Origin of the sequence: Aquella oligotrophica, assembly GCF_002892535.1 — a bacterium.
In the GTDB taxonomy this organism is placed as follows: Bacteria; Pseudomonadota; Gammaproteobacteria; order Burkholderiales; family UBA11063; genus Aquella; species Aquella oligotrophica.
Genome location: NZ_CP024847.1, coordinates 753081 through 779109, shown reverse-complemented (window position 1 = coordinate 779109; position 26029 = coordinate 753081). Strand labels below are relative to the sequence as shown.

Annotated in this window: 21 protein-coding genes; 10 read left to right on the top strand and 11 right to left on the bottom strand. The window is 36.6% G+C overall.

Annotated features, from left to right (window positions below):
* Positions 1-2: 2 nt before the first annotated feature.
* Positions 3-1001 (bottom strand): asparaginase, encoded by a 999-nt coding sequence (locus CUN60_RS03560; RefSeq protein ID WP_102950711.1) that lies wholly within the window; start codon positions 999-1001, stop codon positions 3-5.
* Between the two features lie 15 nt (positions 1002-1016).
* Entirely contained in the window at positions 1017-1904 is an 888-nt protein-coding gene (locus tag CUN60_RS03555) for a C45 family peptidase (protein WP_102950710.1), read from the bottom strand.
* A 491-nt stretch (positions 1905-2395) separates the two neighbouring features.
* On the opposite strand from CUN60_RS03555, the gene CUN60_RS03550 reads away from it, so the two are divergent.
* The gene (locus CUN60_RS03550) at positions 2396-4273 is read left to right on the top strand and encodes a hypothetical protein (RefSeq protein WP_102950709.1); all 1878 of its coding nucleotides are present in this window, start codon (positions 2396-2398) and stop codon (positions 4271-4273) included.
* 492 nt (positions 4274-4765) lie between these two features.
* Here CUN60_RS03550 and polA read toward each other — a convergent pair whose 3' ends face one another.
* Entirely contained in the window at positions 4766-7513 is a 2748-nt protein-coding gene (gene polA, locus CUN60_RS03545) for a DNA polymerase I (RefSeq protein ID WP_102950708.1), read from the bottom strand.
* A 216-nt stretch (positions 7514-7729) separates the two neighbouring features.
* On the opposite strand from polA, the gene CUN60_RS03540 reads away from it, so the two are divergent.
* From CUN60_RS03540 to CUN60_RS03520, 5 genes are all read left to right on the top strand, one after another.
* Positions 7730-8662 carry a LysR family transcriptional regulator gene (locus tag CUN60_RS03540; protein WP_102950707.1) on the top strand — a complete coding sequence of 311 codons (933 nt, stop codon included), beginning with the start codon at positions 7730-7732 and terminating at the stop codon, positions 8660-8662.
* 320 nt (positions 8663-8982) lie between these two features.
* Complete coding sequence (locus CUN60_RS03535) at positions 8983-9549, top strand: hypothetical protein (RefSeq protein ID WP_102950706.1); 567 nt, start codon at positions 8983-8985, stop codon at positions 9547-9549.
* A gap of 99 nt (positions 9550-9648) precedes the next feature.
* Positions 9649-10557 (top strand): LysR family transcriptional regulator, encoded by a 909-nt coding sequence (locus tag CUN60_RS03530; protein WP_102950705.1) that lies wholly within the window; start codon positions 9649-9651, stop codon positions 10555-10557.
* Positions 10550-11455 (top strand): LysR family transcriptional regulator, encoded by a 906-nt coding sequence (locus CUN60_RS03525; protein WP_102950704.1) that lies wholly within the window; start codon positions 10550-10552, stop codon positions 11453-11455. The genes CUN60_RS03530 and CUN60_RS03525 overlap by 8 nt, the downstream gene beginning before the upstream one ends.
* Positions 11456-11810: 355 nt before the next feature.
* On the top strand, positions 11811-14669 hold the full coding sequence (locus CUN60_RS03520; RefSeq protein WP_102950703.1) for a ribonucleoside-diphosphate reductase subunit alpha: 2859 nt from the start codon (positions 11811-11813) through the stop codon (positions 14667-14669).
* Between the two features lie 146 nt (positions 14670-14815).
* Here CUN60_RS03520 and CUN60_RS03515 read toward each other — a convergent pair whose 3' ends face one another.
* Positions 14816-15661 (bottom strand): phytanoyl-CoA dioxygenase family protein, encoded by an 846-nt coding sequence (locus CUN60_RS03515; protein ID WP_102950702.1) that lies wholly within the window; start codon positions 15659-15661, stop codon positions 14816-14818.
* A 206-nt stretch (positions 15662-15867) separates the two neighbouring features.
* On the opposite strand from CUN60_RS03515, the gene rsfS reads away from it, so the two are divergent.
* From rsfS to CUN60_RS03495, 4 genes are read left to right on the top strand one after another with little or no spacing between them, the layout of a single operon-like run.
* The gene (gene rsfS, locus CUN60_RS03510) at positions 15868-16203 is read left to right on the top strand and encodes a ribosome silencing factor (RefSeq protein WP_222593293.1); all 336 of its coding nucleotides are present in this window, start codon (positions 15868-15870) and stop codon (positions 16201-16203) included.
* On the top strand, positions 16163-16813 hold the full coding sequence (locus CUN60_RS03505) for a hypothetical protein (protein ID WP_102950701.1): 651 nt from the start codon (positions 16163-16165) through the stop codon (positions 16811-16813). Before rsfS ends, CUN60_RS03505 begins: the two co-directional genes overlap by 41 nt.
* Complete coding sequence (gene rapZ, locus CUN60_RS03500; RefSeq protein ID WP_102950700.1) at positions 16814-17680, top strand: RNase adapter RapZ; 867 nt, start codon at positions 16814-16816, stop codon at positions 17678-17680. It abuts the gene before it with no gap.
* A 56-nt stretch (positions 17681-17736) separates the two neighbouring features.
* Positions 17737-18612, top strand: a complete 876-nt coding sequence (locus CUN60_RS03495; RefSeq protein ID WP_102950699.1) for a LysR family transcriptional regulator — start codon at positions 17737-17739, stop codon at positions 18610-18612.
* Positions 18613-18984: 372 nt separating this feature from the next.
* Here CUN60_RS03495 and CUN60_RS03490 read toward each other — a convergent pair whose 3' ends face one another.
* The 7 genes from CUN60_RS03490 to CUN60_RS03460 form a co-directional block, all read right to left on the bottom strand.
* On the bottom strand, positions 18985-19968 hold the full coding sequence (locus CUN60_RS03490) for a GMP reductase (RefSeq protein ID WP_102952437.1): 984 nt from the start codon (positions 19966-19968) through the stop codon (positions 18985-18987).
* 162 nt (positions 19969-20130) lie between these two features.
* Positions 20131-21414, bottom strand: coding sequence for a nucleotide sugar dehydrogenase (locus CUN60_RS03485; RefSeq protein WP_102952436.1), 1284 nt, complete (start codon positions 21412-21414; stop codon positions 20131-20133).
* A gap of 19 nt (positions 21415-21433) precedes the next feature.
* Positions 21434-22303, bottom strand: a complete 870-nt coding sequence (gene rfbD / locus CUN60_RS03480; RefSeq protein ID WP_102950698.1) for a dTDP-4-dehydrorhamnose reductase — start codon at positions 22301-22303, stop codon at positions 21434-21436.
* A complete protein-coding gene (rfbB, locus tag CUN60_RS03475) occupies positions 22296-23378 on the bottom strand; it encodes a dTDP-glucose 4,6-dehydratase (RefSeq protein WP_425266151.1) in 1083 nt (360 codons plus the stop codon). Before rfbB ends, rfbD begins: the two co-directional genes overlap by 8 nt.
* Complete coding sequence (rfbC, locus tag CUN60_RS03470; RefSeq protein WP_102950696.1) at positions 23359-23925, bottom strand: dTDP-4-dehydrorhamnose 3,5-epimerase; 567 nt, start codon at positions 23923-23925, stop codon at positions 23359-23361. The genes rfbB and rfbC overlap by 20 nt, the downstream gene beginning before the upstream one ends.
* Positions 23926-23935: 10 nt before the next feature.
* The gene (gene rfbA / locus CUN60_RS03465) at positions 23936-24808 is read right to left on the bottom strand and encodes a glucose-1-phosphate thymidylyltransferase RfbA (RefSeq protein WP_102950695.1); all 873 of its coding nucleotides are present in this window, start codon (positions 24806-24808) and stop codon (positions 23936-23938) included.
* Positions 24809-24817: 9 nt separating this feature from the next.
* Positions 24818-25879: a Gfo/Idh/MocA family protein gene (locus tag CUN60_RS03460; protein ID WP_102950694.1), complete on the bottom strand. Its 1062-nt coding sequence runs from the start codon at positions 25877-25879 to the stop codon at positions 24818-24820.
* Positions 25880-26029 lie beyond the last annotated feature (150 nt).

Sequence of the window (26029 nt, the reverse complement as noted above, 5' to 3'; positions counted from 1 at the left end):
TCCTAATTCTCTGTAAGTTCCCCAACAAGATTTTCACTCAAAGCAACTTTTATACTTTCTTTACTCATATTACTTGATAATAATACCAGTAACTTCGCTAATGCAGCTTCAATTGTCATGTCACAGCCACTAACAATCCCCAGATCATGCAAGCAACTACTGGCATAATCATTAGAAACACGCCCTTCGATCACTTGCGTAATATTTACAATTATCACGCCCCGAGCTACAGCTTCTTTTAGCGCAGTCACTAACTTCTGATTATGAATCGGAATATTGCCACTACCATAAGTCTGTAAAACAACCGCATCTAGCTCGGTATTCATTAAGGTATCGGCAATGAAATCGGTTGTAAATCCCGGACGCATACTTAAATCAAGTATCTTGGCAGCTTTTGGCATCACCGGGGCAAAGCTAAACCGGGTAGCTTTTAGCCAACGGCGAGTAAACCAGTTGATATGAATACCAAACTCTGCTAATGGCTCTTCATCCACCGAATCAAAACCGAAAAATCGATAAGTACTTACCTTTTGTGCCCGACAACCACGAAGTAGCTTATGATTAAATGCAATCGCCACCTCGTTTAGATCATCGCGACAAGCAGCAAATACGGCATCAATCAAATTATTCCAGCCATCACTTCGTCTATGTACCAATGGCAATTGAGATCCAGTCAATACCACTGGTTTATCTAGCCCTCGTAAGGCAAAAGCGAGCACACTAGCAGTATATGCCATGGTATCAGTTCCATGAATAACGATAAAACCATCGTATTTTTCATAATTGCTAGAAATATCTGCAATCATTCTTTGCCAGTGTTCCAACCTGACATCTGAGGAATCAATCAACTGTTCATACTCGATCAGATCAACCTTGATATTACTTACTGGGTCTAGGGTATCAATCTGTGATTTGAATAAGCCATTAACTGGCTTTAATCCATCATCGGTATAGTCCATACCAATAGTACCACCAGTATATAAAATTAATATTTTTTTCATTTATTTGATTAAACCTTATTTATTTTTAATATTTGGGCTAAGTATGGTGTATTGCCCCTTATATTGCGACCAAAACCTATCATCGAGTGTAAAACGATAACGCTCACCCATATTGTATAAATTAGCACTAAACTGGGCTGCCTCTCCTTTAGTTTTCGGGATTTCAACTCCAAAAAAAGCCAGACTTCTTACACTTCTTGGATCATTACCCTCACCTGTACGATAGATGCTATTATTTGCACCTTTATTATGATCTAGTGCGATTATTTGCATATCATCAAGAGTCATTCCAGATTTGCTACCAACCAGCATTTTTGTTCGAAAAAGACGCATCTGACTATCTTGCAAGCGCACTTTCTCCGACGCGGTATATGGATAATCTTTGATCAAGCTGCCATCCTGATAATTATTCGTATGGGTAAATGTTCCCTTATCGGTTAGCTTGTAGGTAAATTTATGATCTGGGGCTACTTCTATCGACAAAATCTGTTTATTATCCGCTACCTGATAAAAAACTGGGTCAGGATATTTGGCTACCAGCTTCGCAATATCGGGAATGACAGCTTTAGCTGTGGCATAATTCTGAAGAATATCTTTACTAAAGTCATCATCTATAGCCCCAACTGCTTTATCTGAGTACTCGACGGTTACTTCATTAAAAACTGCCAGATTCTTTTCATTGATCCCAGCCGAGACAAAATTTGGATAATCCTGCCTAGATAAAGCAAGGTATTTGAATTTATCTTTTTCTGCCACTACTTGGATAATCTGTCGATCTGGGCGATTATCACGATTTTTTGCCATTACGATGCTGTCATTTTCGCCATTAAAGCTTGCAAAAGTTGTGCATGCGAGTGCCGGATAAATAAACCCGAGCATACTGGTGATTATAAGTTTTTTCATTGCTACTCCATAAGTAGAGCTAAGGATAAAGTTCTCGTTATTTTAACATATAAACAGTCAAGATAATGGCAACGCCAAAACCCTTTTAGATCAACCCGATCAGCTTAATAAGTGTCGATTTTTTAAACAATGATCAATTAAGTCAGCATTAGTGTATACTCTTCTTTTAAATCAATCTAAATTTACTCATGCATAGAATAATATGATTTTCACAAAATATATAAAATCACACCAATATGTTATAAAATAATTAACACAAACAATACCAATCCAACTAAAAATCCAATCAAAACAAAATACTAACTAAATAGGCTATTTACAAATTAAGATAGCTCATAAACATTTCATGGTTTTTGTATAAATGTTATACATTTTTATAACTATGTTTTTTAAAAATGATTTGTTAGAATATCTTCATAAATATAATAAATAATTCACAGCATATAAACTAAATTGCTGTTTTAATGTCATAACTAAACGAGGGAAATAAAATGAAAACTAATAAACTACAATGCCTATTGCTTGCCGCAGGGATAATTACCATAGCGGGCTGTAATACTGGAACAAATGCCAATACAATTGGTAGTGGGAATGCTTCTGGGCTTAAGATTGTCTCATGTACAGGTATCCCAACTTGGAATAGTGGCACAGCTTATTCAGCGCCAAATACAAAAGTTGTATATAATAACATTCAATATAGAAATAACTGGTGGACACAAGGACAACGTCCTGACCAAAATAATGGAGTGGCAGGAAGTGGACAACCATGGACAAAGGTTGATAATTGTAGTTCAACACCTACGCCCACTCCAACACCCACCCCTACACCAAGTCCAACCCCAGTACCAACACCCACTCCTACACCGGTACCAACTCCTAGCCCTACTCCAACACCAAGCCCAGCAACAGCAGGATTACCTGCACACATTGCATTTTCGCCATTAAGTACGGCTTCAGGAACTCTCTACTATCATCTGAATTTACCATATGGGTCTGGTAATGTAGAAACAATGGCACTATCAGCCAACTACACGGATCTAATCATTTCAAACTATGTAGCAGGTGCATTATTGGGGCATTTGATACATAAAAAAGAACCAAACTTACAATTTAATCGTGATTACATCTATGGCTCATTATGGGGGCAATTACTTCAAGAAAATATCAGTACCTCAAACTATAAAAACAATTCAAACTGGATTAGTCCTGATAGTGGAACACGTAATCAGTTGCTTGCTGCTGGACAGGGTGGACCATACCAAATTAATGACTATTCTAAACGCCTTGAAACTAGTGCTGGAATAGGGCTAATTAATTTCGTCGCACTACAAAAAGGTTTGGGCTTTACGGTAGACGCACAGGATAATGGAACCCAAACAACAAGCAGAGGACCAGACTCACTGGATGATAAATATTTTGGTCCAATGGCAGCAGCTTATTTCCATTTAAATGATATGAACCGGATGAAGATGAACAATGCCGACACATGGGGTCCGCAATATCAGTACTATACAAGCTGCATGAATAACTTGTCTTCATCACAGGCATCTCAATATAAATACAATATTTATGATATGTTATTAAATGCGGCCTATAATGCAGGTACTTATTCAACTATTCTTAAAGACTATTATCGAGTATGTGCTGGCATGTATAGTAAGAGCCCTGAAAATACTCAAATTAATCTGATGGCTGATTATACACTATCAGATACACAATATCGCAGTCAATTTGGAACATCAGAAGCTGCAGGTAGTACATTTATCATATATCCACGTCAAATCCGGATTTACTTGGATCAGATGCATAATCAAAAAAACTATAATTCGGCAGCAATTACAGGCAATAATGTTTTAAGATTTAGCCTACTTGATGTTGAATATATTTTCCAAAATGCAATGGGAACATTGGCATATGTGAATAGTTCTAATCAATATGTATATGTAGACAAAAATATAGCCAAAACCGCATATGAAAATGCCTTATCAAGCCTAGGGTTAAGCCTTAATGGTTTCTTGAATATTGGTGTGGCGGCAGATAAAGTTAAATTTTTTGATTTATTAGATAAATCAATCAATAATCTTGCCAGCAGTTTGAATACTGATTTTGGGGCAGTAACCCAAACTACAATTGGCGCAACATCAGGAGGTGGTAATAGCGGAGGTGGCACCAACTGTATCAATAGTACCGGAACATATCCAGCAGGTAGGGGAAGCTATACTTCAAATACTGTAATCACCGGAACTGATGGTAAACTCTATAAATGTAATATAGCTGGTTGGTGTAACAGTGTTGGTGGAGCATGGGCATACGCTCCTAGTACAGGTCTTTACTGGAGTGATGCGTGGTCACCTTACTCCTGTAACTAAACAAAAAAGGAAGCAATCAAGCTTCCTTTTTTTAACTATTCTGCATATCCATTCATTTTTTTAAACTTTCCGTAATATTCTATCTATTTAGATAAAGGGAAAACTGAAAAAGATGAAGATTTATGCAATTAATTATCTCTTAGTTGGTGTCCCCCAGCAATATGCATCCACAGATAGCTGTCTAGCATGACAATAATCTTTCCATAATTGAGCAAAGGTTTTTCTAAATTTATGCTCATCAGTTTTTGTTGAAATAAACGATGATATTATTTTACTATTTAGTAATTGTTTTATAAATGACATAATGTCCTCCAGATATTAATTGTTATACTTTTATTTGAACCTAACTTGCCCAACGATTGGACTTGGTTAGCCAAATAAAACTCACACCTAAATGTAACAAGCTATTTCATATAGATATTTACATTTAGGAAACAATTATAACACCGTTAGGATTTTTTTGCAATGCACAATAATTTTTTTTATTCTATATTAATGAGCTGCCGACCAGTTGCCTGCAGCTTTAACATCAACTTCAAGAGGCACATTAAGTTTGATACCTTCAATCATAAGGTTTGCTAAATTTTCTAATATCAATGATACTTCATTATTTGGAACTTGCAAAATCAATTCATCATGAACCTGCATAATCATTTTTGATTGTAATTGATTATCCCGCAGCCATTTATCAACATTTAGCATCGCAATTTTTATTATATCCGCCGCACTACCCTGCATCGGTGCATTTAATGCCAACCGCTCTTCCGCCTGACTCAGGATTTTATTACTACTATTTATATTTGCCAGATAAATTTTTCGCCCATAAATCGTCGAAACATAACCATCACGATGGGCATCTTTTTTTATCCTATCCATAAAATCTTTTACTTGTGGATATTTGGCAAAATAGTTATCGATATAAAGTTTGGCAGCGCTTCGCTCAATTTTTAATTCTTTTGCCAAACCAAATACTGATTTGCCATAAATTAAGCCAAAATTAATTGATTTAGCATAGCTTCTTTCATCCCGGGTAACTTCTGCCTGCGGTTTATGAAAAATTTGACTCGCAGTTGCCAGATGAATATCATAGCGTTTATTAAAGGCATCAATCAAATTTGCATCATCACTAATATGCGCCAAAATTCGTAATTCAATCTGGGAATAATCGGCACAAACCAACTGATGCCCAGCTTCAGCAATAAAGCACTTACGGATTTTTTGTCCATATTCAGTACGTACTGGGATATTTTGCAAATTAGGATCTTTTGAAGATAACCTTCCTGAAGCAACAACAGTCTGTTCCAGTGTAGTGTGAAGCCGCTCCTGATTATCAGCTGCCAAAGGTAATTTATCAACATAGGTATTTAGTAGTTTACTTAGTGTCCGAAATTCAAGTATCAGATTTGCGATTCCAATCCCTTGATCAGCCAAGATACTTAAAGATTCCTCATCGGTAGAATAACCAGTTGTATTACTTTTGATACCATCGGTAGGTAATTTTAATTGATTAAAAAGTATATCCTGTAGCTGCTTTGGTGAATTAAGATTGAAAACACATCCCGCTTCTTGAAAAACAGCCTCTTCAAGTAAACGGATTTTTTGCTGTAATTCACCTTTTAATAATTGAAAAGCCGTCAAATCAATTTTCATACCCGCCTTCTCAATTTTATCAAGAACAATACTCAACGGTAATTCTATATTTTGGTACAAATTTAGCTCTTTACTATCCATCTCCTTAATAATTGCAGAATATGCCGATAATAATTCTTCATTCAGCGATTTAGCCAAATGATTTTTTTGCGTAGAATCAAGCTCATGCCATAAAAGACGTTTGGCACCTTTACCACAAACAGTTTCAAAGCCATCAATACTTCCCTGTGTTTGACCGTAGCGCTCAAGTATCGCTGTTAATGACTGATTTTGTTGTGATTCACGAATATAGCTAGCTAGCGCAATGTCGCCTTCAATACCATTAATGACATCAAGATATTTGGATAAAGTCTTCAGATTATTTTTAAGATTTATACATATTTTAGGACAATTTGCTTGAAAATAAGCAATAACCAATGAACTAAGGTCAGTAGTCTCAGATAAAAATAATTCATTATTTTGATTATGCTCTGTAGCTAATTCAATTAGATAAATATTATCATCATCGGTAATTACCATTGCCATCAGCGGTGACAGAATATCTGTATAATCAGAAGTAATCAGGCTATAACTAGTTAATTTATTGCTATTTATAATCTTCTGGATAAGTTTGCTAATATCATCTGGTTTATTAACAACATGCAAAGGCTTTGCCTTAAACTCTTGCTTAGTTAATAAGTCCTCGTTAGCTTCATTAGCTATAGTTCCACTCTGTGGATTATTGTTTAATGCAAACTCACTTTCTTTGAGCCAAGTTCTAAAATTTAACTCGCGGAAAATTGGAACGAGTTCATGATGTCGCGGTTCTTTTCGCGTAAGGTTAATAAGACTATTAATATCAACATGCTTGACATTAACCTGATCATCAATGGTAATTAAGCGTTTTGCGGTTGGTAACCAATCAATTGCGCTTCTAAAATTATCTCCCACAGCACCGGTTAGTTTATCTTTGTTGGCAATAAGGGCATCGATAGAACCAAATTCATTAAGCCATTTCTGTGCCGTTTTCGGTCCACACTTATGAACTCCCGGTACATTATCTACTGTATCACCAATCAATGACAGATAATCAATTATCTGATCTGGTCTTACTCCAAACTTTGCTTCAACACCAGCTATGTCAAGTATTTCTCCCGTCATGGTATTTACCAGAGTTATTTTATCATCAACTACCTGAGCAAAATCTTTGTCACCAGTCGCAATTAGAATATCATGTCCTTCACGCGCATATTTCTTAGCTATTGTTGCAATCACATCATCAGCTTCTACACCCTCTTCTACAATAACAGGTATTCCCAGCTTGTCAATAATATCATGAATATATGGAATCTGAAGCACCAATTCCGGCGGCGTCTCACGGCGAGTTGCTTTATACTCTGGATAAATATCATCACGAAAAGTTTTGCCTTTGGCATCAAAAACACATACCCAATGAGCTGTAGTATATTTTTTCTCCATTTGCTTTAGCATATTGATTATGCCATAAGTCGCATTAGTAGGAATCCCTGATGGAGCAGTCAGGTTTTTAACTGCATAAAACGCGCGAAAAATAAAAGATGAACCGTCGATCAATAATATAGTATTGTCCATGAACCAGAATCCTCAAATCCTTATCTGTTACTTCAGACCACTAGTATAGTACAGTATTAGTCAATCAGCTTAAATTTCGCGTACTAACCTTAATTTTTAAGTCATAAGATCATATTTGCCAAAATTAAGATAAGCTTTATTCTGATAAATAATTGACACAGCTATAGTTTGCCAATTATAATTTAACCACAATTAACTATTGATATTGGTTTAGCTATGTATGATGATATTTTTATGTTTGTCAAACTTGTTGAGATTGGCTCATTTAGCGGATTATCACGTAAGCTGGACACGACTCAGGCAACAATCAGTCGGCGGATTCAGAGTCTTGAAACAAATCTCGGAGTGTCGCTTTTTCACAGAAATACGCGCAGACTGGAAGTGACTGATATTGGCAAACAAATTTATGAGAAATTCCGCAATCAAGAAGCACATCTGAGCTCCTTGATTGAAGAGACAGTCCACTCGTCTCATGGAATATCTGGCACGCTAAGAGTTGCTTTACCAATTGCTATTTCGAGAACAATAATAACTCCACACCTAGCGAAATTTCTCGCCGCTTATCCCAAAGTAAATCTGGTTACATCGTTTATCACAGGTCAGATAGAGCTAGTAAAGGACGGTTTTGATCTTGCGGTTAGCATTGTGCTACCTAAAGCACAGAATAATATTGTCAAGCTTCTTCACCGCTTCAACATACATCTATATGCAAGTAGTGCTTATATAAACAAATATGGAAATATCAACTCACTTGCCGAACTTGGTAACAACCATATATTAAAAATGGGAATCCTGACTCCGGAAGGTACTATTATCAAGGAAGTCATCGCTAAAAATAGAATTACTCATGAAGAACAGCAAATTAGCTTAAACCCAAGATTAAGCATAAATAATCTTTTACATGCATATGAGATTGCCCAATCTGGTGAAATCATCGTTGCTGGCTGGGATTCACTTCTTGATCCATACATGAAATCAGGTGAAATTATAAAAATTCTACCCGAATATTCATTTGGTGAGATACCATGCTACCTGATTAGACAATCGCTTGAAACAACAGCACTACAATCAGCATTTATTGATTTTATAGAGCGCTGCTTTGATTATTACCGAGCAGATAGTTATGTTAATAGCGAGTTAATTTTATAATTTTTGTATTAACTCTATATACTTTCAAGATTCACACTACTTATCACCCATCTATACTTAACAACCGCTAGATAAATCAACATCTTAAAATGCCACAAAAACGTATAGCTAGATTGCATAGATGGCTGTATTTATTTGTGCGTGTGAATTGCTAATATAACGTCATGGAAAATAGAAATCATTTCTAAAATATAAGATTAGAGAATGAAATTAAAATACCCGCTGATTTTAGTTACACTAATTTCTTCATTAGTTGCATGCAACAAAAGTAGTAGCAATTCAGATCTACCAAAAAAACAATTCAAAAAAGGTAATTCATAATGAATAGAAAGAAAAACAAATTATTGTTTATACTACTAATGTTGATTTTTCCAATTTTTGCTACAGAAATTTTTATGATTAAGAATCATAATTGCTCCTCTGCACCCATTTTATATAAAGTAATAAGAGCTAAAAAGCCAATAAAAATGCATGATTATACTTATAGCTATGATAATAAAGATGTGGATATTGAAAATGGTATAGTTGGGGAGTCCTCTGGAAAGCAAGTAGTTCTTGAGAACTCAAACGGTAAGGTACAAGTGATCATTATCAAAAATATTGCTAGTAATGGTAGTCGCTATCTTTCGGAAGAGTATTTTTTTAATCAGAAGGTATATTGCATTACTTTAGACAAGAAAAAATGCTACTCAATGCCGGAAGAGTTTTTTAGGTCTGCTAAAGAGTCAAACTTTGGAGTTCAATGGCTATGCCCTAATCAAATAATCACTACCCAACCATCAAAACCTATGTCTAATCAGGAAAAGTATGTTGGGACAAATACAATGATAGGAGGTTCTCCTTTTAAACCAATATATGAATCCAGTATTACAGAATCAATTAATTGAATTTTACTTGTATTTAACTATTTTCGAATAACCTAACGTTGATAAACGGTATAATAGAGTACCAAACCCTTATTGTCAATAATCCAGTAAGAAGATACTATGTTTGATGAAATTTTTCTGTTTGTAAAGCTTGCCGAGACGAAAAGTATAAAGGAAACAGCCCAAAGCCTAGATATTTCAAATTCCACTGTAACTAGAAGTATTCAGAAACTTGAAGCAGAATTAAATATAAAACTATTTAAAGCACACGCACACCACTTCGACTTAACTACTGATGGTCAAAAAATATATGATCACTTTGTGATTCATAAGCGGAATTTTATCAATGAAATTAACAGCTTTATGCAAAACAAAGATAAAATTCGAGACACTCTCAGGCTAGCTTTACCGCATTCAGTTGCTGAATTGATTCTACCATCATTAATTAGCTGGTTTAAAGATCGCTTCCCTGAATCAAGACTAATTATAAGCTATATGGCTACTTCAATTAATCTATTAAAAGACGGGCTTGATTTAGCGATAAGTCGGCGTGAACCGGCTTCAACTGATCATAAAGTAAGCATTTTAAGTCGCATAGCTACCAAGCTCTATGCCACACCTGCGTACTGCCAACAATTTGGTTTACCACAAGATATAGATGAGCTTATGAACCATAATTGGGTTGTGCAGACAATAGATAACCGAGTGGTTAATAATTTTGCAGCACACAATTTGAATACGGGTGAACAAACCGTCATTAATTATCAGCCACAATTTTTATTAAGTAATGGATCTCAGAGTTTATCAATGGCGCTTTCCAATCAGGTAATTGTACTTGCACCGGATTATTTCGCAAAACACGAAATCGAGCGTGGCAATCTGATAGAAGTTTTACCAAAATGGGAGTTTGGCAAAAGTCATCTATATTTGATTCGTAATCCACATTTAATAAACCAGCTGGAACAGGAAGTAGTTGATTTTATTCTCAGCTTATTTGCTGATGATTGTAAGGATTTAGATAATGATTAGCTGTGATGATGTGTTATTTTTTGTTGATGTAGTCAAAGCTGGCTCATTCAATAAAGCTGCCGTTGCTCTAAATACCACTCAGGCAACCATTTCTAGACGGATTCAATCTTTAGAAGAAGCTACTCAACAGCAACTATTAATCAGAAATTCTCGTGGATTTACCCTAAGTCAGGCTGGGAACGAATTATATGCCAAATTCGAAGGCTTAGGAAAGATACTACAGAATGATCTATCTAGTATCTTATCAAACAAGCGAGAGCTAAAGGGCACCCTCAATATTGCAATCTTTTCTGCATTTATGCATAAGGTTTTACTACCGCATATCCATGAGTTTACTTATAAACATCCACAAGTTAAAGTAATTGTCCGTATTATCAATAAATCAGTGGATTTAATTCGCGATAAATTTGACTTAGTAATTAGCCCGATGCTGCCTAATTCAGAAATAGCCAGAGTGAAAGTAATTTTTAAAACCAAACTTAAGCTATATTGTTCGGAAGACTATATTAAAACTTATGGTAAGCCACAAACACTTGAAGAATTGAAAGAACATCATTTATTGAAACATTTTGCTGATGCCGGGACTCCTGTTGAATATTATATGGCAAAGCATGAAGACCTAACAACCGAAGAGCAGCTTATTGCTTTCCCTGGCGCACTATACATTCGCGATACTATTTTTGGTAATCTGGTTACTCAGGCAGGACATTATATCTCGCTAGGAATTCCCGAGTTCGTCAATGAGGAAGTTGTAGCCGGAAGGATGATTGAAGTACTACCCGAATACAGCTTTTCTGATTTAAGTCTTTATCTAATTCGGTGTGGCTCTGCTAGCAATCCGGCAGAACGGGAATTTATCCGATTTATGGAAAATGTGATAAAAAGCTGGAAAAAATAATTTATACAAATCTCAGCTTTTTAAATAAATTCATATTATACATAAACCCTTACGATTCGGGTCATATAGAAATAAGTTATACCTCTGGTACTATATAAACCATAATTATTGATAAACTATCTTCTTATTGGAAAAAATAATTCTCTAAAAATTTTCATTTTGCAACAAATTTGATTAAGCCAATGCCCACAATAATTTGCTATTTGTCAACCCAAAAATTTACCTTTTTTACTATGTTTTATTTGCCATCATGTACTATATCTAGGTTATAATCCAGCATATAACCACTACCAATAGTGTTTTATAGATAAAAACAATACAACCATAGTGATTTGATAATAATAAGGATATTGTTATGCAGTTAGGCAGCGAGGCTAATTCTTTTGCATCCAAAATTGGGCACAATCTTGCTCCATTTGGAGATTACTCTTTATATCATGTAGTTCGGCGTAATGGTGAAGTTGTGCCATTTGATGCCAGCCGGATTGCTGTTGCGATTACCAAAGCCTATATTGGCGTCCACGGTCACAATAGTATGTCGTCGGTTGGTGTTCGCGATCAAGTATCTCAATTGACCAATATGGTAGTCCATGCCCTGCAAAGCAGAAAACCTGCTGGTGGTGGCATTCACCTTGAAGAGATACAGGACCAAGTAGAGCTGGCATTAATGCGTAGTGGCGAACATGAAGTTGCCCGTTCATATATTCTTTATCGTGAAGAGCGCCGTCATGAGCGTGAACTTGAGGGTGTAAAACAGCCAGAACAAAAAATCAATGTAAACTATAAAGATGGTTCAAGCAAAGAGCTAAATATAAAATACATTTATGGTGTGATTCAGGCGGCATGTGAAGGGCTTCTCGAAGTAAATTCAAAAATCATCCTTGATGAAGCGTTAAAAAACCTTTATGATGGTGTCAGTGAAGATGAGGTATTTAAATCAGTAATTCTTGCTGCGCGCCAATTGATTGAAAATGAGCCAGCCTATAATTTTGTAACAGCTAGATTATTACTCCATTCAATCCGTCACGAAGTAATCGGACGTGAAGTAAGTCAGCTTGAAATGACCGAGGTATATCGCAGCTATTTTCCTGAGTATGTAAAAAAAGGGATTGAAGCAGAGTTACTTGACCCGCGTCTTGCTGAATTTGATTTATCAGTACTAGCTGCGGCTCTTGAAGCTAAACGTGACTATCAGTTTAAATATCTTGGCTTACAAACGCTTTATGATCGTTATTTTATTCATATTCGTGGACGTAGGATCGAATTACCACAAATTTTCTTTATGCGCGTAGCGATGGGGCTTGCAATTAATGAAGTTGAGCGTGAAAAACGGGCGATAGAATTTTACAAATTATTATCAAGCTTTGATTTTATGTCATCAACTCCAACATTATTTAATTCTGGTACGCTACATTCGCAATTATCTAGCTGCTATTTAAGTACCGTATCTGATGATTTGATTGGTATTTATGATGCAATCAAAGAAAACGCCCAGTTATCTAAGTTTGCAGGCGGTTTGGGAAATGACTGGACGCCAATTCGCTCTCTTGGTGCGCATATCAAGGGTACCAATGGTAAATCGCAGGGTGTTATACCATTCTTGAAAGTAGTCAATGATACTTGTGTTGCCGTAAATCAGGGTGGAAAACGTAAAGGTGCTGCTTGTGTATATCTGGAAAGCTGGCATGCTGATATCGAAGAATTTATGGATTTACGTAAAAATACCGGTGATGATCGTCGTCGTTGTCATGATATCAATACTGCAAACTGGATTCCTGATTTATTCATGAAACGGGTACATGAACAGGGCGAGTGGTCATTATTTTCACCAAATGAAGTAGCTGATTTACATGATAAATATGGTAAAGAATTTGAAGAAGCTTACCTAAAATATGAACAGCTAGGAGCTGAAGGCAAATTACGTGTTTACAAAAAAATCCCAGCATTACAGTTATGGCGAAAAATGCTAACTATGCTTTTTGAAACTGGGCATCCATGGGTTACTTTTAAAGATCCATGTAATATTCGTTCGCCACAACAACATACTGGTGTAGTCCATAGTTCGAATTTATGTACTGAGATTACCCTAAATACTAATGCCAATGAGATTGCTGTTTGTAATCTTGGTTCAGTAAATTTAGTTAATCATCTAACCGATAAAGGTCTTGATCTAGATAAGTTAAAACGTACTATTGCTACAGCAATGCGTATGCTAGATAATGTGATTGATATTAATTTCTATCCGGTAGTTAAGGCGCGTAATTCAAATCTTAAACATCGTCCAGTTGGGCTTGGCTTTATGGGCTTTCAGGATGCCTTACATATGTTACGGATTCCATATTCATCGAATGAAGCAGTGGATTTTGCCGATAAATCGATGGAAGCAATTGCTTATTATGCATATATGGCATCAACTGATCTTGCGGTTGAACGGGGACGTTATTCTAGCTATGAGGGTAGCCTTTGGTCAAAAGGTATTTTGCCTCTTGATTCATTAAAATTATTGGCCGATGCGCGTGGCAGTCAGTATATTGAAGTTGATACTTCAGCAACTCTTGATTGGGATGCTTTACGTCAAAAAATTCAAGAGCAGGGAATGCGTAATTCAAATTGTCTGGCGATTGCACCAACTGCTACGATCTCAAATATTATTGGGGTTTCAGCATGTATTGAACCTACTTATCAGAACATTTTTGTTAAATCAAATCTATCTGGTGAATTTACCGTGGTAAATGAATATTTGGTTCGTGATTTGAAACAACGTAGTTTATGGGATGAAGTTATGCTATCGGATATCAAATATTTTGATGGCTCTTTGGCACGGATTGAGCGGATTCCTGCTGATTTACGTGAGCTTTATGCAACTGCTTTTGAGATGGACCCAAGCTGGCTTGTTGAAGCAGCTAGCCGTCGTCAAAAATGGATTGATCAGGCGCAGTCATTGAATTTATATGTGGCGCAAGCATCAGGACGCAAACTTGATGAATTGTATCGTTTAGCATGGATTCGTGGGCTTAAAACCACTTATTATCTACGTACTCTTGGTGCAACTTCAGCCGAGAAGTCAACAGGACGTGGTGGTGAATTAAATGCTGTTTCTGCCGATGGTAGTGCTGGTCAGTTTAGTTCTCGGGTAAATGTGGATACAGCAGCTCCAGCTACTGATGCCAAATTCTGTTCCATTGACAATCCTGATTGCGAAAGCTGTCAGTAATATAATCATGAATTACCCCAAGGCTAGCTTGGGGTAATTCATTTAAAATGGAACTTAGATTTAAATCATCAGTATCGAATTAAAATCAGGTAATATTTATACTTGACAATGAATATTAAATCTGATTAAGTATATCTCTCAAGGCATTAAACCCGGAATGCATGCATAATAAAATCCTGATATTGCTGATGATGCTGTTCAGATTCCGGATATTTATTTCGTTCAACAATATGTTTCATTAGTTGCTTTCTTACACCCGGAAATAATGATTTCAAATAGTCATCAGTAAATTCATGATAATTAATAACACCAAAATGTGCAGTTGGCGCAAATAAATCCGAATGATAGCCCAGCTGGATTGTCATGCGCTCCGCAGCTAAAGCCTCGGTATAATTACGATGAATAGTATAGTTATTGTAAAATACTGCTTCACCCGGCTTAAGCCTTATTTGCAGAGAGTCTGGCAAGTCAGTGTCAGAGATGGGCGCAATTTTTAAAGAACCCGCAAAAGCTTCTGCTTCAGTTTTAGTAAAGTTTCGTTTATGACTCCCCTTCACTAGCCATAAACAAGAGTCTGGCAATAGAGCTATGCTAGCTTGCACATTATTATGAAAGTGATTTCTAGTAAACCATCCAGTATTTATTTGTCGATATGGAATCGGCAGAATATCACGATGCCATCCCTGACGATAATCCACCCCTACCCTACCACATAAAACCGATGCGCCATCAAGAACAGCTGTTCCGCCACTCAGTAAATCTGTGCAAACATTATGTATTTTTTTGTTACAAATAATCTGTTGTAACCCAAGAATAGCATTCCTTGGTTGTAAAAATTGAGCATTTATCATCTTATTTGATACTTTTACCAGTTTTGCCAAATGTGAGTTATTAATCTGATCTTTATAATACTCAAGCTCTAAGTCTGATAAAACCTCTTTAATAACAAAACCTGATTCTTGATATTGTTTGATCTCACTTTTACTTAACACTTTATTCTCCAACAACTGAATTAATTACCATTAAGAACCAGATAATAATTCATCATGGTATTTATTACAACCACACTTTTGCGTGGGTATAAAAACATTTTAAACTTAATATTTATTGATAATAGAAGAATGGTAATCTACGAACTTATGACTGCTTAGCTAGAGATGTGCTAAAATAATAAATTAACCCTTAATGAAGGAAGATAATGATAAGTATAGAAGAAATTGCCAAGATAGCAGTAAACGCATTAGAGGATGTAAAAGGCGAAAACATAGTTGTTCTTGATACAGAGGAACTATCACCATTATTTAGCAGAATGATAGTCTGTACCGGAAATTCAAATCGTCAAGTTAAAGCACTAGCCAATAACGTTACCGAAGAATTCAAAAAAAACCAGATTGAAATAGTTGGTGTAGAGGGAGAACAAGGTGGTGAATGGGTATTAGTAGATAGTGGAGATTTGGTTGTACATATAATGTTACCACAAGTAAGAGCATACTATGATTTGGAGAGCCTCTGGAATGGTCAACGACCAGAGTAATACCTATCAAAATGATTTATTTGCTGAATCAAACCATACAAGCCCAAACAAGCGGGAATGGAAATCAACTCAGGACTCTATCGCTCACCATGGAATTGCATTTGAAATCTTTAATCAAGGCGTAGTAATTATCGGCAAAAGTGGAGTTGGGAAAAGTGAGCTGGGGCTAGAATTAATTGATCGCGGTCATCGGCTGATTTGCGATGATCTTGTTTCGGGGCAATTGATAAATCAGGAAATTATCCTTTCTGCACCGCAATCATTTGGCATCGGCTTTATGGAAATTCGAGGTATCGGTTTTGTTGACATTGGACGTTTTTACGGAATGCAGGCGCTTTGCCAGCAACAAAGACTTGCACTAGTAATTGAGCTTGTTGATAACAGTATGCTCGATATTGTAAATAAAGACCGATTAATGCAACTAATTAGTGAAGTTGATGTTCTTGGCGTAAAGATACCACTTTATAAACTCCCAATTGGTGCTAATCGAAATCTACCTGTTTTGGTTGAATTAATTGTCAAGTATGCAACTTCAAGAGAAATAGGCTATGATTCCCATAATTTCTTCATTGAAGAACAGAGTAAAATGATTGAACAGGATAACCAATAGATGCAAATTATTCTCGTTAGTGGTTTATCTGGAGCAGGAAAATCAACAGCATTAAGAATTCTTGAGGATAGTGGGTATTACTGTATTGATAACCTGCCACTCTCCATGCTGGAGCAACTGGCACAAATCTATCAGCAATATGGCTATAATCAGATTGCTGTCGGGGTTGATATAAAAACTAGCCCTTTACTAGATAGACTACCAGAATCAATCAAAACATTACGCGATAATGGAATTGATACCCGCTTAATCTATCTCGATGCCAATAATACATCTTTACTAACTCGTTTCTCAGAAACACGCCGCAAACACCCGCTTACTACAGCAACACGCACCATTGAAGAAAGTATAGAGCTAGAGCGCGATTTACTGGCTGAAATTGCAATGATATCTCATAGGATAGATACCAGCCATTTATCAGCCAATGATTTACGCAAACTGGTAAAAGAGTTTGTTGAAGCAGATTTTAATCAATTAAATATAATTATCCAATCTTTTGGCTTTAAATACCATCTTCCGATTGATTCTGACTTCGTATTTGATGTCCGTTGTTTACCAAACCCTCATTATGATAGAAATATTCGTGATTTTAACGGAACACAAATGCCAATAATTGAGTTTCTCGATAAAGAATCTTCAGTTCAAAATATGCTTGGCGATATATATAAAATGTTAAGCCGCTGGTTTGATGAATTTAGTAGGGATAATCGTAACTACTTGACAATATCGATTGGCTGTACAGGTGGAAAGCATCGTTCTGTATATTTAACAGAAAAACTTGGGCACCTTATCAAACATAATTTCCCCTATAATGTAATAACCCGCCATCGACAGCTACTTAAACAGGAAACCGATATTCCGCAGTAATTCCCCCAATATTTACAATATAAAAGCCAAAAAGACTAAGAAATGAGAAGTTGTTCATGTATGATGACATAATATTATTTGCCCAATTAGTAAAATGCGGTTCATATAGTACCGCCGCTACAATCTTAAAAATTCCACAACCAACAATTAGTCGGCGAATAAAAAACCTTGAAGAGGCACTAGGAGTATCACTACTAAAAAGAGATACCCATAATTTCTCACTCACTGATGCAGGAACTACTCTATTTCATAAATTTAAGGATCACGCGCACTATATCGAAAATGTTATTGAATACCTAAAACAGAAAGAAAATAGTATTTCGGGCAGACTAAGAGTTGCATTACCAATAACGATATCAATTGAAATAATTAACCCATACCTAGGTAAATTCATGCAGGATAACCCGGAGCTTGAATTAGATGTTGATTATATAAATACCGATTTCGATATGCTAAGAAGCGACTATGATATCGCGATAATTTCACATCTACCAGAGCGACCAACCCAAAAAGTCCGCAAACTTTATTCGGCAAAATTAATCGCCTGCTGCTCAGATAAGTACATTAAGAAGTATGGCAAAGTTAAATCACTTGATGACCTATCTAAGCATCACATTATTCTTAAAAATAATGATTTACCATCAAGCACGATTGCTTACAATATAGAGGGTGATGAAGCTGCACCATTTGTTGCCAAAAGCAAAATGTTATTGAATAGCTGCTATCAAACAATTGAAGTAGCAAAAGCTCATCATGCAATTGCAGTTTGTCTTGAAGAACATTATAAACATAGCAAGCTCATTCAAGTATTACCTGAATACCACTTTGGTATAGTGAATTACTACTTAATGTCAAATAGTAGCGAACATAATAAGAAGGCTCAGGCTTTCATTCAGTTTATTGAGCAGTGTTTTAATCAAATCACGGTTTAAATTGTAGGATTAAATAAAAAATTATCACACTGACTTATTTCGAATTATTTAAAGTAAAATTTTTATTAAAAAAATAATAGAATAATTTAATACACACTAATAAGTTTCTAGGGTAAAATAATTATTGCCCTACAGTGCTCGCGTAGTTGAAGTAATATTCTTGAACCAATGATGCTCTTAGATAGGTTAGCTTTCATGTGGTGAGCGTGTATCGTTCCTTGCGGATGATCCCATTAAACCACAAGCCGACCTAAAATTTTGACTAGGTTCATCATGAATATTCATCATACGACATAGTGGGGTTTTTTATTGCCCAATAAAAAAAGAGCTGGTACAAAATCCAACTCTCTTGAATAAGTAGAACCGATCAAATTAGCTGATAGAAATAATTTCAGCATGAATTAAATCATCAACTTTGGTTCCACCCACATAACTAATTGAGGATTGAAGATCTTCTTTAAGCTCATTAAGAAGTCGCTCTATATTTCCACGATAGTCGATCAGAATCTTCTTCCCTTCAACATTCTTGTATTCACCCTTATTATACTGAGAAGCTGAACCATAATACTCTTTAAACGCGCGTGGTGAAGCTTGACCATCAATAGTAACTTCAATAATATTACCAGCTGATTGATCATACCCAGCAAAAAGGCTACCTGCCATTACCAAATTGGCACCACAGGCAAACGCTTTGGCAATATCGCCATGTTCAACTATGCCACCATCAGCAATCAGTGGCACTCCAGCTTCACGGGTGTAGCTAGCACAATCCAAAATAGTAGATACCATTGGACGATGAAATCCGGTTTTATTTTTGGTAATACAAACTTTACCACCAGCAATCCCAGCTTTAATTGCATCAGCTCCCCAAGCATGAACGTCCCTAGCAGCATCACTACCAGCAATATTTCCAACAATCAAAAATGACTCAAAGTGGTCTTTTACATATTTTATCATCCGTTCAGCTTTTGGACACCAAGCGTTAGCAATATCCAGTGTCATAAATTCAGGAGTAAGCCCAGCTACCTGTAGCTGCTTTAATTGTGCAATCGTATCATCGTTAACTCCAATACTAATCGAAGCCACCAACCCGTTTTCCTGCATATAACTTACAAATTCAACCTGCTCAACATTAAAGCGATGCATGGTATAAAACCAGCCACGTCGGGCAAGAAATTCACAAGTATCCACATTAACTACTGATTTCATATTTGAAGGATAAACGGGCATAATAAATTTATGCCGACCCAGAGTTACTGAGGTATCACACTCTTTACGGCTATTAACCACTGTATGACGAGGTCTTAAATACACATCCTGATAATTATATTCACGAGCAACAACTGTTTTAAACATATTAAATTTTCTCCAAAAGTAATTACTCATACTGAGTAACCCATATAACTGCCGGAATATCTAGCAAGAGCAGGGCACAAGGCGACGCGGTTTACATAAGAAGTAAATAAGGAGCCTTACAGCGCAACTATTGCAAGATAGCCCGAGCAGTTATCTCCAAAATTATAAACGCCACAATCTATATCTACGACTAAGAATCTCATCTTTTGGCAATGCAGATTTAACGTCCAAAATTATTCCACCTGGTTTGACTTTCGCCAGTAAATTCTCAAGTTCAATTTCCTTAAATTCACGATGTGAAACTGCCAAAATCAATAATGGTGTTTGCGGCAGATCTTTAAAATCAGTGAATTTAATACCATACTCATGTAAGGCATCCTCTTTATCCGCTACCGGATCATGCGTATAAACCTTAGCATTATAATCTTCAAGTTCACGGATTATATCAATTACCTTGGTATTACGAACATCCGGACAATCTTCCTTAAAGGTAAACCCAAGCACTACCGCTTCAAGATTATCAATAGCCAAGCCATGTTTAAGAAGTAGTTTAATCCCTTTACGCGCGACATAACGCCCCATATTATCATTGATTCTTCTCCCAGCAAGGATTACTTGTGGAATATAACCAATTTGTTCAGCACGATAGGTAAGATAGTACGGATCAACACCGATGCAGTGCCCGCCAACTAGCCCTGGACGAAATGGCAGAAAATTCCACTTGGTACCAGCTGCTTGAAGCACCTCTTCCGTGTCAATTCCTATCCGATCAAAAATGACTGCCAATTCATTCATAAAAGCGATATTTAAATCACGCTGGGAATTTTCAATTACTTTAGCAGCTTCAGCAACCTTGATGGAACTAGCTTTATGTACTCCGGCAGTGACTACACTCGCATAAACATCGGCAACAATCTCTAGAGTTTTCTGATCAGAACCAGAAACAATCTTATGAATGGTAGTAAAACTACGCTCTTTATCACCCGGATTTATCCGTTCTGGAGAATAGCCAACTGTAAAATCTTCACCACAACGCAACCCCGAAATATGTTCAAGAATCGGAACACAAATATCATCGGTAACACCCGGATAAACAGTAGATTCATAAACGACTATATCACCTTTTTTAAGTGCCTTAGCAACAGTTTCTGAAGCTTTTTTTACTGGAGTTAAGTCTGGTACATGTGCATCATCAACCGGAGTTGGTACAGCCACTATGTGAAAATCAGCTTTTTTCAAATCGTGAATATCACAAGTAAAAAGAATGTCTGCCGATTCAAGATCTTCCTTTGTAGTTTCTTCGGTTCGGTCAATCCCCTGCTTTAGTTCAAGTATCCGCTGTGGATTAATATCAAAACCAATAACCTGCTTTTGTTTACCAAAGGCAACCGCTGCGGGCAAGCCAACGTATCCAAGCCCAACTAATGATACTATTCTATTATGCATATATGTCTCTTCACTCATATTAATTATTATACTTTAATTGTAAATATTCACCTAATGCCTGTTTATAATCTGGCATTACATAATACTTAGCTAATTTAGAATTATCAAGTATTGTATATTGTGGTCGTTTAGCCTTAAATTGATAATCTTTATAGCTAACTGGCTTAACTTTATCCGGGTTTAATCCACTTAGACTAAGAATCTCTTGAGTAAATTCATACCAACTACAACCTGTACTACTTACACAATTATAAATACCAAAATCCGTAATTTTATCATCAATTAGGCGACAAATAGCCCGCGCAACATCAAGAGTGTGCGTTGGACAGCTAAACTGATCATCAATCACCTGCCAGCTATCTTTTTCATTCGCAAGTCTTAGCATGGTATTAATAAAGTTACCACCCTTACCAGCTGCCCCAGCAATACCAAATAATGAAGCCACGCGTAAGATAAAATATTTGTCACAATTAGAACTTACTGCAATTTCCCCAGCATATTTGGATAAGCCATAAACATTTAACGGATTTGCTGTAACAGTTTCCAGAATTGGCTTATTAGCTATACCATCAAGGATATAATCAGTAGATACTTGAATCAATATAGACTGTTGTTCCTGACAGAACTTTGCTAGCTTTACAACAAAGGCACTATTTAAGATAAACGCCAGATCTGGATTATCTTCACAACCATCAACATTGGTTGTCGCAATACAATTAATAATATAATCATAAGCAATATATTTGGCTAATTGTATACTCACATCAGCTGATGCTGCATCCAAATCTAGTTGGGTTAATCCACAAACTTCATGTGTAGAATTAGCAAATATCTTTATCAAATCGCTACCAAGCTGCCCATTTGCCCCCAGCACCAAGATTTTAGCCATTATCACGTCCTGAATAATTCTGTTTAATCCAGCTTTGATATTCACCACTAATTACATGTGCTACCCACTCTTGATTATCCAGATACCATTTAACTGTTTTCCTGATTCCGGAATCAAAATCTTCCTGTGGCTGCCAGCCTAATTCAGCCTGAATTTTTGCTGGATCCATTGCATAGCGGTAATCATGTCCAGCACGATCTGTGACATACGTAATTTGCTCTGAGTATGAAGTTTTATCTACTTTTGCTTGTAATTCATCAAGAATCCGACAAATGGTTTCTACCACTTGTAGATTAGTCCGTTCATTATGCCCACCGATACAATAACTTTCACCAACCCGACCTTTTTCAAAGGCAAGAATAATACCCCGAGCATGATCATCAACATAGAGCCAATCACGAACATTATCACCCTTACCATAAATCGGTAGTGGCTTACCCTGCAAGGCATTATTAATTACCAAGGGAATTAATTTTTCCGGAAAATGGTATGGACCATAATTATTGGTACAATTAGTTATAACTATTGGCAAATTATAGGTATGATACCAAGCACGCACTAGCATATCGCTACTTGCCTTAGATGCTGAATACGGGCTACGCGGATCATAAGGTGTTTGCTCACTAAAATAACCAGTATCACCAAGTGAACCAAATACTTCATCGGTTGAGATATGAACAAACTTAAACTGGCTCTTGTCCGTAAGCTGATTATAATATTCCCTTGCACACTCAAGTAAATTATAAGTTCCAACTATATTTGTTTCAATAAATTCACCGGGACCAACGATTGAACGATCAACATGACTTTCCGCAGCCAAATGTAAAATTCCAACTGGTTGATAATCATTAAAAATCCGCTGAATATTCGCCTTATCACAAATATCCACTTGCTCAAATTTATATCTTGAACTATTTTCTACACTTTTTAATGATTCAAGATTACCAGCATAAGTAAGCTTATCAATATTTATCACCGTATAGTCTGAATTTTGAATCAGTTCCCTGACTACTGCTGAACCAATAAACCCGGCTCCACCAGTAACTAATAATGTTTTAGTCATTCTCTTTTCCAAATACAAAATTTATCTCTGCATCTTTCAATAATGGTTGCGCTTGATCTTTCCCCGATAGAAGCAACTCCCCTATCTCTGGCCAAACGATACTAATTGCTGGATCATCATATTTAATCCCACGATCATATTCTGGTGCATAATCATTAGTCGTCTTATATAGGAATTGAGTATTATCTTCTAGGGTAATAAAGCCATGGGCAAATCCCGGAGGAATCCATAACATTTGCTTATTAGTAGCACTTAATTCATAACCAACCCATCGCCCAAATGTTGGCGATCCTCGACGAATATCAACCGCCACATCAAAAACACTGCCACTAACGCAACGCACCAGCTTCCCCTGTGCTTTTGGATTTAACTGATAATGTAAGCCACGTAAAACACCTTTAGCCGACATAGAATGATTATCCTGAATAAAATCATAATCAATACCATTCGCTACAAAGAGTGGTTTCTTATATGACTCTAGGAAAAATCCTCTATCATCGCCAAACACTTTGGGCTTGATAAGAATTACTTCCGGAATCGCGCTTTTTATAAATTCCATAATCTAAACCTTATTTTATTATCCGGCGTAAATATTCAGCATAGGTACTTTTACCCATAGCAGATAAGCGCTCAAGAAGAGTATCTTTTGTCAACCAACCTTTATGAAGGGCAATTTCCTCCAAACAAGCTATTTTGATTCCCTGTCGATGTTCAACTGTCTGGATAAAATTGGATGCTTCAAGTAATGAATCATGAGTACCAGTATCAAGCCAAGCAAAACCACGCTTCATCGTGATAACATTTAATTTACCTCGCTCCAAATAGAGGCGATTTAGATCAGTAATTTCAAGTTCACCACGTGCTGATGGCTTTACTTCTTTGGCTAAGCTAACTACACTACTATCATAGAAATATAAACCTGTTACCGCAAAATCTGATTTAGGCTCTTTGGGCTTTTCTTCAATACTGATTACTTTCTTTGCAGTATCAAATTCAACTACGCCATAACGCTCTGGATCAGCTACCTGATAAGCAAAAACCGTTGCCCCATTAGCATTCTGGGCAGAAATGAGCAACTCTGTCATTCCACTACCATAAAATAGATTATCGCCAAGGATCAAGCATGCTGGACTACCATTTAAAAACTCTTCACCAATTATAAATGCTTGGGCTAAACCATCTGGGCTCGGTTGAATCGCATAAGAAATGCTAATTCCCCACTGACTACCATCACCGAGCAATTGCTCAAAACGAGGAATATCTTGTGGCGTTGAAATAATCAACACCTCGCGAATTTCTGCTAGCATCAATATTGATAAAGGATAATATATCATTGGCTTATCATAAACCGGAAGTAACTGCTTGGACATTGCAAGTGTAGCCGGATGTAAGCGTGTTCCACTACCACCAGCTAGAATAATTCCCTTATAATTATTTGCCATTTCTTTCTCTTAATAAACTAACGGTAATGATATTTTTTTGCCATCTCTGGCCGACATATAAATTGCAATTAGTAACTCAAGCGAACGTAACCCTTCTCGCCCATCGGTTAGTGGCTGCGCCTTACCCTGTAATGTTGCAATTACATTATCATAATAAAGCGGATGCCCAAAACCATAGACAGAAGTCGTAGCATAGCTTGCTTCCATTACTGAATCATCTTCCGGACGTTTATCTTCAAACTCCCAATGCTCAATCTTATTTACTGCCACACCACCAATTTTCACGGTTCCTTTTTCGCCAATTATGGTTAATGAACCTTCTAAATTTTTCGGATAGGTTAGCATAGATACATTCATGGTTGCTAATGCTCCACTACGATATTTTATTGCCACTACGCCACTATCTTCAGTTTCAATATTTCTTGCAAGCGTAGCAGTATAGCTTTGAACTGACTCTACCGAACCAATTAGCCACTCCATCAAATCAACATAATGTGAAGCCTGATTCATAAATGCTCCGCCATCAAACTCCCAAGTTCCACGCCAAGCATCTTGATCATAATATGCCTGTGGTCTAGTCCAAAAGACATTACAGGCAACAGAATAAATCCGTCCAAAACGCCCATCATCGATAGCCTTTTTCACCATCTGAATGGTTGCATTTTGACGGTTTTGTTTAACCACAAAAAGGCGAACTCCAGCTTTATCGCAAGCCTTAACCATTTCTATACCATCTGACATTCTAGTAGCCATTGGTTTTTCAGTAAGCACATGAAAACCCGCTTCGGCACAGGCTATTGCCTGTACTGGATGTAAGCCACTTGGAGTAGTAAGAATAACAGCATCGAAGCCACCAGCTTCAAGCATTTCATCCAAGCTGTAATAAGCTTTGGCATTATTTTCACTAGCTGCCTTATTGGCACGCTCAGGATTAACATCACAGACTGCAATCAATTCACAGTTATCCGCATGCTGACTTATAGAACCAAAATGGTTTGCCGCTATGCGCCCACAGCCTACCAATGCGAATTTAATCTTTCTTCCAGTTATCGGTTTATATTTTTGTAGCATCCTAGCTTTCCTGAAATAATTTAATTTGCATAATTATACTACATACAGAAGATCTTTGAAATTTGGAATAGACCTTAACTTAGAGTTGAATATATGTTGATAATTTTTAAACCAATATACAAACAAAAAGCCGTACAAATGTACGACTTT